General features: G+C 54.6%; 13 protein-coding genes. 5 read left to right on the top strand and 8 right to left on the bottom strand.

Going from position 1 to position 13,197, the window contains the following annotated elements; genetic code table 11:
• The 4 genes from AC2FGB_RS05795 to AC2FGB_RS05780 form a co-directional block, all read right to left on the bottom strand.
• Complete coding sequence (locus tag AC2FGB_RS05795) at positions 1–639, bottom strand: acyl-homoserine-lactone synthase (protein WP_496688967.1); 639 nt, start codon at positions 637–639, stop codon at positions 1–3.
• Positions 640–721: 82 nt separating this feature from the next.
• Positions 722–1,441, bottom strand: coding sequence for a helix-turn-helix transcriptional regulator (locus AC2FGB_RS05790; RefSeq protein WP_142635521.1), 720 nt, complete (start codon positions 1,439–1,441; stop codon positions 722–724).
• A gap of 363 nt (positions 1,442–1,804) precedes the next feature.
• Positions 1,805–3,091, bottom strand: coding sequence for a crotonyl-CoA carboxylase/reductase (gene ccrA, locus AC2FGB_RS05785; RefSeq protein WP_142635517.1), 1,287 nt, complete (start codon positions 3,089–3,091; stop codon positions 1,805–1,807).
• A gap of 115 nt (positions 3,092–3,206) precedes the next feature.
• Positions 3,207–4,592 (bottom strand): 1-acyl-sn-glycerol-3-phosphate acyltransferase, encoded by a 1,386-nt coding sequence (locus tag AC2FGB_RS05780; protein WP_496693584.1) that lies wholly within the window; start codon positions 4,590–4,592, stop codon positions 3,207–3,209.
• 129 nt (positions 4,593–4,721) lie between these two features.
• Here AC2FGB_RS05780 and AC2FGB_RS05775 point away from each other — a divergent pair, with 129 nt between their 5' ends.
• From AC2FGB_RS05775 to deoD, 3 genes are all read left to right on the top strand, one after another.
• Entirely contained in the window at positions 4,722–6,704 is a 1,983-nt protein-coding gene (locus AC2FGB_RS05775; protein ID WP_281995289.1) for a protein meaA, read from the top strand.
• A gap of 125 nt (positions 6,705–6,829) precedes the next feature.
• Entirely contained in the window at positions 6,830–7,147 is a 318-nt protein-coding gene (locus AC2FGB_RS05770) for an H-NS histone family protein (protein ID WP_281995213.1), read from the top strand.
• Between the two features lie 17 nt (positions 7,148–7,164).
• The gene (gene deoD / locus AC2FGB_RS05765) at positions 7,165–7,875 is read left to right on the top strand and encodes a purine-nucleoside phosphorylase (protein ID WP_496693583.1); all 711 of its coding nucleotides are present in this window, start codon (positions 7,165–7,167) and stop codon (positions 7,873–7,875) included.
• 39 nt (positions 7,876–7,914) lie between these two features.
• Here the strand turns inward: deoD and AC2FGB_RS05760 are convergent, their stop codons facing one another.
• The 3 genes from AC2FGB_RS05760 to AC2FGB_RS05750 form a co-directional block, all read right to left on the bottom strand.
• Positions 7,915–8,112 (bottom strand): hypothetical protein, encoded by a 198-nt coding sequence (locus AC2FGB_RS05760; RefSeq protein WP_496693582.1) that lies wholly within the window; start codon positions 8,110–8,112, stop codon positions 7,915–7,917.
• Positions 8,113–8,162: 50 nt separating this feature from the next.
• Complete coding sequence (locus AC2FGB_RS05755) at positions 8,163–8,303, bottom strand: hypothetical protein (RefSeq protein WP_496693581.1); 141 nt, start codon at positions 8,301–8,303, stop codon at positions 8,163–8,165.
• 136 nt (positions 8,304–8,439) lie between these two features.
• Positions 8,440–9,219, bottom strand: a complete 780-nt coding sequence (locus AC2FGB_RS05750; RefSeq protein ID WP_496693580.1) for a succinate dehydrogenase iron-sulfur subunit — start codon at positions 9,217–9,219, stop codon at positions 8,440–8,442.
• A 254-nt stretch (positions 9,220–9,473) separates the two neighbouring features.
• Here AC2FGB_RS05750 and AC2FGB_RS05745 point away from each other — a divergent pair, with 254 nt between their 5' ends.
• Both AC2FGB_RS05745 and AC2FGB_RS05740 read left to right on the top strand, forming a co-directional pair.
• Positions 9,474–10,445 carry a glycosyltransferase family 4 protein gene (locus AC2FGB_RS05745; protein WP_496693579.1) on the top strand — a complete coding sequence of 324 codons (972 nt, stop codon included), beginning with the start codon at positions 9,474–9,476 and terminating at the stop codon, positions 10,443–10,445.
• Positions 10,438–11,304, top strand: coding sequence for an FkbM family methyltransferase (locus AC2FGB_RS05740; protein ID WP_496693578.1), 867 nt, complete (start codon positions 10,438–10,440; stop codon positions 11,302–11,304). The genes AC2FGB_RS05745 and AC2FGB_RS05740 overlap by 8 nt, the downstream gene beginning before the upstream one ends.
• A gap of 78 nt (positions 11,305–11,382) precedes the next feature.
• Here the strand turns inward: AC2FGB_RS05740 and sdhA are convergent, their stop codons facing one another.
• A complete protein-coding gene (gene sdhA / locus AC2FGB_RS05735) occupies positions 11,383–13,191 on the bottom strand; it encodes a succinate dehydrogenase flavoprotein subunit (RefSeq protein ID WP_142635500.1) in 1,809 nt (602 codons plus the stop codon).
• Positions 13,192–13,197: the final 6 nt, after the last annotated feature.

Raw genomic sequence — 13,197 nt, 5'->3', positions numbered from 1 at the left:
TCAGGCGGACAGGGCAAACCGGTGTTGCCGGACAGTGCCAAACGCGGCTTTGAACCACATCCTGGACAGCTCACGTGGGATGCCCGCCCGTTCAGCCACCCGATTGCAATCCTCGGGCGAATAGGGCCAGAGCCCAACCGAAATCTGATCACGCCCTTTTCCTTGTGACCCCAGAACGACTGGAGACGATCCGATCAGACGGTAGATCCGAATCATGCGCGCATCAAAGACGCCAGCAATATGGGTCAGCCCGAACCCTTCCATGATTTCGCCGCCACTCAGCATGATGGCACCGGCAGTATGGGCACTGGCCGTTCGTGACAGGCAGAACCGCGTCACCTCCCAGATCAGCGGGCTGTGGACAGGCTTACCTCCTGTCAGATGCCCAAACACCTCATTCACCATGACAGGTCCTGTCGTCGGCAAAACCCGCATCGACCCCCCATGACTGCCATCCTCTTCTTCCCAGATGACATAGAGCGGATTCAGGTCATCATACTGATCCTGCTCTTCTCCTTTTTCGTCCACGTGAACATCCCAGCCCAGCCGCGTTTTGAACTGATCCGCTCGATCCCGGAACATCCCTTGGGCCAAATTCGGAAACTTATGTAGTTCGTCGGCAAACAAATAGCGCAACATGACTTTTCCCCTTGTCGTCCTGTGCAGGAACGAAGGGGGTACAAAGTCGTGGTTAATTTCCCGTTTTTGGCGCGCGCGCTTGTTAAACCACTATTAATCCACGGCTGAGTGCTGTTGCGATGGCATGGGTTGTGTTCTGCGCCCCAAGCTTGGCACGCGCACTTTCAATATAGACACGCAGCGTATGTTCCGAGATTGACAGTGAGTGCGCGACTTGTGCCCGGCTGTATCCAAGCGCCAGCAAGGTCATGGCATCCGTCTCACGAGGCGACAGGCCTCGGGTCGTATCCGGCTGCCTGTCGGTTTCGAACTCCAGAGCCTTTCGGTTAAAGTAATGCGCGATCAAAATCAGCTCGCGGCCATGGGCCTCGATGAAGGACTTCCATTTCTCATCATCACATGAGTGATTCACTGTGAATAAGGCAAACTGGCCGTTCGGCCCCCGGATGGGGATCGAATAACCCTGATTGCCAACCCCATGTTCAAGGGCATCCTGCAAAAAGGCTTTCGCCACTTTTCCAGACCAGTCCAGAAATTTCCAGTCAACCGGGTGGAACCGTTGGAAACACCCCAGGATCACCGGATCTATGCGGTGATAATTCCGCTCACGGTATCGCTCGGCCCAAGCGTCCGGGTAAGTTGTATAGCCGTATTGATCCCCGGCACCATCAACCCAATGATAGATAAGATGTTCAACCTGCAGCCGGTCGCGCAATCGAACGGCTACATCGCCCAACTCGTCAAGCGTGTTGGTGCTTTCCAAGTCCTCTAGGACCTGACTCATGTCGAGTTGTGTTCCCATTCGCGAGCGCCTGTGCCTTATCCTGCATGGACGCAATCTCGGCCGCTGCGATCAACTTGGTATCATCAAGCTGCTCGGCAAGTGCGGTCAAACCGTTTTCAACAGCGAAGGCGTTGAGGTCCGACAAAACGTCCAGTATCCACTCATTATGCGCCATCTAAAGTCTCTCCGAAACGGTTAACGAAGGGTTAACACAACCATAACATGTGAGATGATTTTAAGCCTATTCACTGGTTTCTACTCCCCAAAACTAGCGGGTCACGATTCTGTAACCCACTGTAATTATTTCCTTATGCCTCGAAATAGATACACCCGCGCTCGCTCGATGCGATTCGCGGGTGCTAATATTCTTTTTTTGGGGGCTCAGCCTTTTGCGTCTAGAACCTCTTCAAGCGTGCGCAAGCCCGTCTGCGGCGCCTGAACCAGAACCGACATGTTGCCTGGTTTATGCTCATTCCGCATCATCTTCATATGCGCGTCGGGCAATTCACCCCAGGCGAACACTTCGGACATGCAGGGATCCAGACGGCGTTCGACCATCAGTTGGTTCGCGGCAGCAGCCTGCTTGAGATGCGCAAAATGCGAACCTTGCAGGCGTTTCTGATGCATCCACATATAGCGAACGTCGAAAGTCAGGTTATAGCCTGTGGTACCGGCGCAGATCACAACCATACCACCTTTTTTCACGACAAAGGTCGACACCGGAAATGTGCTTTCGCCGGGATGTTCAAACACCATGTCGACATTCTTGCCTTTGCCGGTGATTTCCCAGATCGCCTTGCCGAATTTGCGCGCTTCTTTGAACCAGTCCGCATATTCCGGTGTGTTTACTGTGGGCAACTGACCCCAGCAGTTAAAGTCTTTGCGATTCAGCACGCCCTTGGCGCCCAGCCCCATAACAAAGTCACGCTTGCTTTCGTCCGAGATCACGCCGATTGCGTTGGCGCCTGCGGTATTGATCAGCTGGATCGCATAAGAGCCCAGACCGCCCGAGGCACCCCAGACCAGAACGTTCTGGCCCGGCTTCAGATCATGCGGCTCGTGCCCGAACAGCATCCGATACGCGGTCGCCAGCGTCAGAGTATAGCAAGCGCTTTCTTCCCAGGTCAGGTGCTTGGGGCGCGGCATCAACTGCTGGGCTTGAACATTGGTGAACTGTGCAAAAGACCCATCCGGCGTTTCATAACCCCAGATTCGCTGGCTGTCCGAATACATCGGATCGCCACCATTACAATGTTCGTCGTCGCCATCGTCCTGGTTGCAGTGAATGACAACCTCGTCGCCCACTTTCCAGCGCGTTACTTTCGAACCCACGGCCCATACGATCCCCGAAGCGTCAGAACCGGCGATATGATACGGGGCTTTGTGGCCGTCAAAGGGCGAGATCGGCTTGCCCAGGGATGCCCAGACGCCGTTATAGTTAACGCCCGCCGCCATCACCAGAACCAACACCTCGTGGCTGTCCAGCTCTGGTACGTCCACGACTTCCTGGACCATCGCAGTATCCGGTTCCCCGTGGCGTTCCTTACGGATTGCCCATGCATACATTTTCTTAGGCACAAACCCCATCGGAGGGATTTCACCCATTTCATAGAGGTCTTTTTCCGGCGCGTCGTAAGTTGCGATACCGCTGTCGGTGTCCAGAGCCATGTTGGCCTCCTTATTTCTCATTCCTGTTTGCCGCGATGCAGAAGCGCTTGCGTTGGATGATGAGATATTGGCCTGAAGGAAATAATGCAATAGATTTTGCATCATTTTTGTAATTTTATGACCCAGCGCCTGCAGAAACTTCTTTCGCTGCCGCAGCATCAGGCCAGCCGTCGCCAATCGGGGCTGAGGCTGCATAGTAGTCGAGCAGATCAACCCTTTGCCCGGATTGAGATATTTTCCCACCTTCTCGTTTCAGAATTCTGCGTTCGACCAGCTGATCCAAGGCAGCTGAAACCGCGGACTCATCCTGATCACCCAAAGTTCCGTCACGTTGCAAAAATCCGGTGATCAAGCTTTTAAGCTCGTCTTCGGGCATTTCTCCTTTGGTGCGAACCAGCCAGCACGCTGCAGGAACAGGCGCCTGCGGAATCGCTTCTTTGATCCGTTGCATGAGTTCGCGCGCGAGATCAGTCATCACATCGTCATGGGCGGTGCGGAATTCCTTCAATGAGATAGGGTGACCATATCGCACTCCAGCAAATCCAAACCGCTGGTAGCGACCGGTCAGACGCCTGCCTATCTGTTTCAACATCCACCCAGTTATAACCCCGATTCGGGCACGAAATTGCCTTTGATTGCCAAGTGCGGCCTTGGTCAGGATCGTATCTTCAAGAACCCGGTCATAGTTTAGCGCAACGGGAACAAACACCACATCCGCCCCATCCACCCTGGCACCATCGATTATGTATTTCAAAAGCCCCAGCTTGGGGCGTGCCATGGCCCCCGTCAGGCTCAGCCCGCCTTCAGGGAACATGGCCTGTGTAACACCGGCATCGGTGGCATGCCGGACATAGCAGGCCAATACCTGACGATAGAGTTCGCTGCCGGACTTGCGGCGAATAAAATAGGCCCCCATCGCACGAATCAACCGACTGAGCGGCCAAACACGCGCCCATTCGCCAACAGCATAAGACAAAGCCGATTGCTGGGCCGCCAGATAGGTGACCAGCACATAATCCATGTTGCTGCGGTGGTTCATCACAAAAACAACTGTCGAATTTGGATCAATATCTTTCAGGGCATCTTCATCCTGATAACTAAGCCGTACATCATAAAAGGCGTTGCTCAGAATCCGCGCCAACCGGATGGCGATACTGAAATAGGCAACGGCGGAAAAAGAAGGCACGATCTCGCGCGCATACCGCTGGGCCTGCTCAAAGGCGACCGCTTCGGGAATGCCTTCTTCACGTGCGTGCTGCTGCACGGCCTGCCCTACCTGAGGATCATAGATCAGACGTTGAATCATATCGTGGCGTCGGGCCAGCTTGAACGGCTGTATCGGGCGCTGCAGGCGCGTGTTCAGGCGTTTGACCGCGCGCTCCAACCTACGGCGAAAAAACCACCGCACTGACGGAAACAGAAAATGCGAGGCCAGTGTGACCGCGGCGAATACCAGGATCAACAAAAACAGCCAAAGCGGAAGTTCCACGGTCTGTGTCATAAATGCACCCTGCCACCAATCGCTGCATCCCACAATCGGCACAACCGGAAATGCCGCGGCGCAGCGAATTGACATGTCCCGAAAATTGCGCTTTAGAACCCATGAACGTAATTTTCTTGCCCACCCGCAATACGAGGCCCAGTTATGACGCAGACGCAGAAAGATCGCCCCTGGCTCATCCGAACCTATGCCGGTCATTCCACCGCCAAAGCGTCCAACGCGCTGTATCGCGGGAATCTGGCCAAGGGTCAGACGGGTCTGTCGGTGGCCTTCGATCTGCCGACGCAAACCGGCTATGACAGCGATCACACGCTGGCACGCGGCGAGGTTGGTAAAGTGGGTGTGCCGATCAGCCATCTGGGCGACATGCGGGTTTTGTTCGACCAGATCCCGTTGGAACAGATGAACACGTCGATGACGATAAACGCCACGGCTCCTTGGTTGCTGGCGCTCTATATAGCGGTTGCCGAGGAACAGGGTGCTGATGTCTCTAAACTGCAGGGCACGGTTCAGAACGATCTGATTAAGGAATACCTGAGCCGCGGAACGTATGTCTGCCCGCCGAAACCGTCGCTGAAGATGATCGCCGACGTGGCCGAGTATTGCTATACCAACGTGCCAAAATGGAACCCGATGAACGTCTGTTCCTATCACCTGCAAGAGGCTGGCGCGACGCCCGAGCAGGAACTGTCCTACGCCTTGGCAACAGCGATTGCAGTTCTGGATGAGTTGCGCCCACGGGTACCGGCCGAGGATTTTCCGGCGCTGTGTGGCCGGATTTCGTTCTTTGTGAACGCCGGCATACGGTTTGTTACCGAAATGTGCAAAATGCGGGCTTTTGTCGACCTTTGGGATGAGATTTTGCAACAACGCTATGGCGTTGAGGATCCCAAATTCCGCCGCTTTCGCTATGGCGTTCAGGTAAACTCGCTGGGTCTGACCGAGCAGCAGCCTGAAAACAATGTCTACCGCATCCTGATTGAGATGCTGGCCGTAACACTGTCGAAAAGGGCCCGCGCCCGTGCGGTGCAATTGCCCGCCTGGAACGAGGCGCTGGGATTGCCGCGGCCCTGGGATCAGCAATGGTCGATGCGGATGCAGCAGATTCTGGCCTATGAGACCGACCTGTTGGAATATGGCGATCTGTTTGATGGCAACCCGGCTGTTGATGCCAAGGTTGAAGAGTTGAAAGAAGGCGCGCGTGCGGAGCTGGCAAACCTGGATTCGATGGGCGGCGCTGTCGCTTCGATCGAATACATGAAGTCACGCCTGGTGGATTCGAACGCAGAGCGCCTCAACCGGATCGAGCGCAACGAGACCATTGTGGTCGGCGTGAACAAATGGACCGAGGGCGAGCCCTCACCCCTGGAAACCGAAGACGGCGGCATCATGGTCGTTGATCCGGCAGTAGAGCAGGAACAGATCAACCGCCTGAACGAATGGCGCACCGAACGGGATGGCGCGGCAGTTGCAGCAGCGCTGGCCGCTTTGCGTGAGGCCGCACAATCCGGTGCGAATGTAATGGAGCCGTCAATCGTCGCCGCCAAGGCTGGCGTCACCACCGGCGAATGGGCCGAAGAGATGCGCAAAGTCTATGGCACATATCGCGGCCCGACCGGCGTTTCCGGCTCGGTCTCAAACAAAACCGAAGGGCTGGAGGACTTGCGCTCGGCCGTTGACGCGGTCAGCGACAAGCTTGGACGTCGCCTGAAATTCCTGGTCGGGAAACCCGGTCTGGACGGCCATTCAAATGGCGCTGAACAGATCGCCTTCCGCGCCCGCGATTGCGGCATGGACATCAGCTATGACGGCATCCGTCTGACACCCGAGGAAATTGTGGCCGCCGCAATCGAGGACAAAGCCCATGTGATCGGCCTGTCAATTCTGTCCGGCAGTCACATTCCGTTGGTTCAGGACGTTCTGAACCGTCTGCGCGAGGCGGGCCTGAACGATGTTCCTGTTGTTGTCGGTGGCATTATCCCAGATGACGATGCTGAAAAACTCAAAGCGATGGGTGTGGCCAAAATCTACACGCCAAAAAACTTCGAGTTGAATGCAATCATGGGCGACATAGTTTCCTTGGTTGATCCGCAAAACCTGGCCGCTGAATAACCGCCGATTTGCCACCCATTTTCCCCGTATCTATCGCCTTCGCAAAAGGGATAGATAATGGATACTTTTAGAACTACGGTGACTCTTCGGGGACATTGTAATTCGGTAACATCAGGGGAATGTAAATGGGAATGAATCTCGAAAAGATGACGCGCAATGAACTGTTGGAATTGCGTGCCAATGTAGATGTGGCGCTGAAAGCAGCCGAAAGACGTGATAGGAAAGAGGCTTTGAAAGCTGCTCAGAAAGCCGCAGCGGAATTTGGGTTTTCCCTTTCCGAACTTTCTGATGGGTCCTCGAAATCTCTTAAGATATCGAAAACAAAAGCAAAATACCGAAATCCATCCAACCACGATCAAACCTGGTCGGGGCGCGGTCGCAAGCCGCATTGGGTACACGAAGCTTTGAAAGCCGGAGCGGATATTTCGGATATGGAAATCTGAATGGAATTGATAACGAAATGACGATTCATATAGGCGCCGAAAAAGGCGAAATCGCTGAAACAGTTCTTTTACCCGGTGATCCTTACCGGGCAAAATGGGCGGCAGAAACTTTTCTGGATAACGCCAAACTGGTGAATGACGTGCGTGGCATGTTGGGCTTCACCGGAACCTGGAAAGGTAATCCGGTCACGATTCAAGGCAGCGGTATGGGAATGCCCTCGCTGTCAATTTACGTGAATGAATTGATCCGCGATTTTGGCGCCAGAACTTTGATCCGTATTGGGTCATGTGGCGGGATGCAGGACAGTTTGAACATTCGTGATGTCATTTTGGCGATGACTTCGACCACGCTCAGCACGCCGTCTCGGGGGATCATGAAAGAGCTCAACTTTGCACCTTGCGCGGATTGGAGCCTGTTGCAGGCCGCCTTTGAGGCTGCGGCAAACAAAGGAACACCAACTCATGTTGGCGGGATTTATTCCTCGGATGTGTTCTACGATGAACGTCCCGATCTGAACGAACAGATGGTGCGTCACGGCATTCTGGGCGTCGAAATGGAAGCCGCCGAACTTTACATCCTGGCCGCGCGCCACAAGTGCCGGGCCCTTGCCGTGCTGACTGTTTCCGACCACTTGCTGACAGGAGAAGCTCTGCCATCGTCCGAACGTGAAAGCAGCTTTGGCGACATGGTTGAGATCGCACTTCAGGCGGCGTTTCCAAAGGCTTAGCAAACGGGTTGGGGCAGGGTCGACCCTGTCCCGCATCGGCTATCCACCGGTCGATCCCTTTAAACACTGCTTGGGACTTTCCGCCCCATCGGTCTGAGCACCGCAAAACGAGCAGACCCATTGCCCTTCTTTTCGGTGCTGGCGCCAGCGGCATTCACGTGTCAGTGACGAAGTGCGGGCGCGCCACAGAAAATAGGCGAATACGGCGGCAGCAAGAAGCAGAAGAATAACAGGCATTCTCCTGCTTTGCTGATCAGTCGGTTGTTTTCAAGCCCTGCAATCGCAGATCAGGCAGCATTTGCGTATTCGAACAGCTCTGGCATCCGCTCTGAAGTGGGGATTACCGTTTCTGGCGTATAATAGGCCCATGCCTGTTCCAGAAATTCCAGGGCTTCGGCGGCATCAGCGGAATTGGTTTTGGTTCTCATCGGAGTGATCCCATTGTGACATAATCACTCCTCCCTGAGCCGAACATAGGACAGGCTGCAGGCGTTCACACCACATATTCTTGCAAATGGGAATTGCACCTGCCGCAACACAGCAGGCACATGGATCAAGTCCGCCTCACACCGTGCGTTCGACCATCAACTTTTTGATCTCGGCGATTGCCTTTGCAGGGTTCAGACCCTTCGGGCAGGTTTTGGCGCAGTTCATGATCGTGTGGCAACGATACAGCTTGAACGGATCTTCCAACTCATCCAGGCGCTCACCCGTTGCCTCATCTCGACTGTCAATGATCCAACGATATGCATGCAGCAGAGCCGCCGGGCCAAGATAGCGGTCGCCATTCCACCAATAACTTGGGCACGAGGTCGAGCAGCTGGCACACATCACACATTCATAAAGACCATCCAGCTTTTTGCGGTCTTCAATGGATTGCTTCCACTCTTTCGCAGGCCGGTTGGTCTTGGTTTCTAGCCAGGGCATGATGCTTGCGTGCTGGGCATAGAAATGGGTCAGGTCCGGAATCAGGTCCTTGACCACAGGCATATGGGGCAAAGGATAGATTTTCACATCGCCCTTGATCTCATCCATGCCATAGATGCAGGCCAGCGTGTTGATCCCGTCGATATTCATCGCACAGGACCCACAAATGCCCTCGCGACAAGACCGGCGGAAGGTCAAGGTTGGGTCGATCTCATTCTTGATCTTGATCAGCGCATCCAAAATCATCGGACCGCAGCTGTCCATATCGACGAAATAGGTATCCACCCGGGGATTTTGACCGTCGTCAGGATTCCAGCGATAGATCTGGAACTTGCGCACATTCGTCGCGCCCTCTGGCTTGGGCCATGTCTTTCCGGTGGTAATCCGAGAATTTTTTGGCAGGGTGAGTTGTACCATTTCCGACCTCGCTAAATTCCCGTGTATAGATACACGCTGCAAGTGCGAAAGCCAACCATTTAGCCTTGAAAACAGTCAATAAAGATGGGTGATTTCACCTTTACATTGAGCTTATGTGCGTGGAGTCTGCACCCGAGAAAGCAAAAGCTGAGTGCCGTATGCAGACACGAGTATTGAATATTCCCTACGGCACCAAAAACCCCTACCAAAACATGATGTACAGCGCATGCGAGCCAGAGTTTTCTCTAGCTGCAATGAAACAGCTGAACTTTGCAGAGATTGCGAAACCAGAGTTTCAGACCGAACACGGAATCCTGCATATCCAATGGGATGACAGGCTGTTTCCGATCAAGGATGGTGAAGATCCCGCGAACAACGCTCTGTTTCAAGATGCCGTGTCGGGACTTGAGCTGTATAAATCAAACGGTGGTCGCGTCATCTGGACCATTCACAATCGCGCCGCGCATTCAGCGCGTGAGGGCAACGATGGGTTTCACGCGGCGCGACGCAAGTTGGCAGAGCTGGTCGATATGATCCATGTCCATACCCCAAACGCGCGACAACATATGATCGCCCAATATGACGCGGAACCGAATAAGATTTGCCTGATCCCTCACCCAAGCTATCTAGGCGTTTATGAAAGCGCTGAAATCACGCTTGCGCGCCTGATGCAACCACGCGATCAGACCCATTTTTTGACCTTTGGCGCGATGCGCGGAAACCGCGAGTTGGACCGGCTTCATTTCGCCATCCGCAAGCTAACCAACAGGGGTTTCGACTTTCATATGTCAGTGGTAGGCCGAGTCTTCCGGCCCAGTCGGCGATTGGTACGACGGCTGGACGCCATTTCAAACGTAACCGTGATAGGCGAACGCGTAGAAGATGAGGCTATTCCGAGTGTTTTTTCCCAAGCTCACGCCTATGTTTTGCCATCTACACAAACCTTCACCTCTGGAACCGCAATGCTTGCCATGACCTTCGGCTTGCCAGTTGTCGCTCCGGACATTGAACCCCACCGGCAGACGACCCCGGAATCCTGTCATGATCTACTGTATCCGGCACAAAACCCTCGAGGACTGATCCGCATGATGATGAAGGTGATGGAAATGTCCGATTCAGAACTCGCTGAAAAACGTAGGGCGTGCTTCGAATTCGCTCAGGAACGCGCGCCAGAGCGGATCAGCCGCAAGTTGGCCGAAGCGCTTACGGTTCTAAGAAATGGATAATCTTTTCAGCGCCCGCATTTCTGCTTTGTACGATCTTCTGGATTTGAGCAGTTTTGTACGCATTGCCGATATTGGCGCCAATCCAATGCGCCATGACGCCCCTTACCGTGATTTGCTAAAGAACGACCTCTGCAATGTCGTCGGTTTTGAACCTCAGGAAGACACGATGAAAGAGGTCGTCCGCAATAAAGGTGCAAATGAAGAGTATTTCAACTTTGCAGTCGGAGACGGCAAACCGGCCTTGTTGAATATCTACAAGGGCTCGGGCTTGACATCCTTGCTGAAAATAAGGGAAAAAACACTTCTTTACCTACGTGGCCTACGCAATGCTGCAAGGCAAATTGGCAGTATGGAGATGCAAACCCAGCGGCTGGATGATATCGCAGGTTTGGGTCCAGTGGATTTTCTGAAAATTGACATTCAGGGTGCCGAACTTTCGGTGTTTACCTCGGCGGAAAACACGCTGAAAAATGTCGCCGCCATACAGACCGAAGTATCGTTTTTTCCATTGTACGAGAATCAGCCAGGTTTTGGCGAGGTTGACACATTTCTCAGAAAATTGGGGTTTTTGCCCCATAGTTTTGCGCATATCGAGAACAGGCTGGTCGTATCGAAATGGTCGGGAGTTCTTTCGGACTTTGAATCGACACAAATGCTGGACGGGGACATTATCTATCTCAGGGACTTGTCTGATCCTGCAGAGCTGAACAGCCAGATACTAAAGCGACTGGCAATTCTAACCGAAGGTGTTTTTGGGTTCACAGATGTCAGCCTGAAAATTCTCGACATATTGGCACAGCGTCAGGAAATCTCTGAAGCCGATGTGAATCAGTACATTGAAACATTCATCTCGCCATAGCCGATTGGCTAAGTACAGATATTACTGACCCATAGAATTTGAGCAGTCCGGTGGTTGGTCGCGGACTGCCCAATCACATCAGAAAGTCCGCGCCTTGGGCGCGATTTTCTTCAGACTGATTCCGCCTTCTGCTTCGGTGCTCAGCGGATCGACGATCACCGGGCGATAGCTGAGGTTCACTTTATTACCATCCACGCGGGACACCGTGTGAACGCGCCAGTTTTTGTCGTCGCGTTCGCTGAAATCCTCATGCGCATGGGCACCACGGCTTTCCTTACGCGCTTCGGCACCGACGATGGTGGCCAGCGCACTTGGCATCAGGTTGGTCAGTTCCAGCGTTTCCATCAGATCGCTGTTCCAGACCAACGAGCGGTCGGTGACTTTCAGGTCGTCCATCTTGGCGGCAATCGCCGTCATCTTTTCAACACCTTCGGCCATGGTTTTGGCGGTGCGGAATACGGCCGCGTCAGCCTGCATGGTCTTTTGCATCTCAAGCCGCAGATCGGCGGTCGGGATCGCTCCGCTGGCGTTACGGACGGTGTCAAAGCGATCAAAGGCTTTGTCGACCGACCCCTGGTTCAGAACCGGGTTGGCGCTATCGGCATCCACAACCTTGCCGGCCCGGATCGCCGCCGCGCGGCCAAAGACCACCAGATCGATCAGCGAGTTTGAGCCCAAACGGTTCGCCCCATGGACCGAGGCGCAGCCAGCCTCACCCACAGCCATCAGGCCCGGGACCACGGCGGTTGGGTCCTTGGCGGTAGGGTTCAGAACCTCACCCCAATAGTTGGTCGGGATACCGCCCATGTTGTAGTGCACGGTCGGCAGAACCGGGATCGGCTCTTTGGTCACGTCCACACCGGCAAAGATCTTGGCGCTTTCGGAAATACCCGGCAGACGCTCGGCCAAAGCCTCGGCAGGCAAGTGGCTAAGGTTCAGGTGGATGTGGTCGCCCTCTGCACCCACACCGCGCCCTTCGCGGATTTCCATAGTCATTGAGCGCGAGACATAGTCGCGCGGTGCCAGGTCTTTGTACTGAGGCGCATAGCGCTCCATGAACCGTTCGCCTTCGGAATTGGTCAGGTACCCGCCCTCACCCCGCGCCCCTTCGGTGATCAGACAGCCCGAGCCGTAGATGCCGGTCGGGTGAAATTGAACGAACTCCATATCCTGCAGCGCCAGACCCGCGCGGGCCACCATACCGCCACCGTCACCGGTGCAGGTATGGGCCGAAGTGGCGCTGAAATACGCCCGGCCATAGCCGCCGGTCGCCAGCACCACCATCTTGGCGTTGAAGACATGCATGGTGCCATCGTCCAGCTTCCAGCAGACGACACCCTGACACTGTCCGTCGTCGGACATGATCAGGTCGATGGCGAAATATTCGATGTAGAACTCAGCATTGTTTTTCAACGACTGACCATAGAGCGTGTGCAGGATTGCGTGGCCGGTCCGGTCAGCAGCGGCACAGGTCCGCTGAACCGCGGGGCCTTCACCAAATTCGGTGGTGTGGCCGCCAAAGGGACGCTGATAAATCTTGCCTTCCTCGGTCCGGCTGAAGGGCACACCGTAATGCTCTAGCTCATAGACCGCCTTGGGTGCCTCACGTGCGAGGTATTCCATCGCGTCGGTGTCGCCCAGCCAGTCCGAGCCCTTGACCGTGTCGTACATATGCCACTGCCAGTGGTCAGGACCCATATTCGACAGCGACGCCGCGATGCCGCCCTGCGCGGCAACCGTGTGTGAGCGGGTCGGGAACACCTTGGTCACGCATGCCGTACGCAGACCCTGTTCCGCCATACCCAGCGTTGCGCGAAGACCTGCACCACCTGCGCCTACGACAACGACGTCGTATTCGTGGGTTTCGTATTCATATGCTGCTGTCATTGTTCT

The organism is Ruegeria sp. CDSC021 (genome assembly GCF_059610845.1).
Note: the sequence above shows the minus strand (reverse complement) of the source record. Positions and strands in the feature narration are given on the sequence as shown.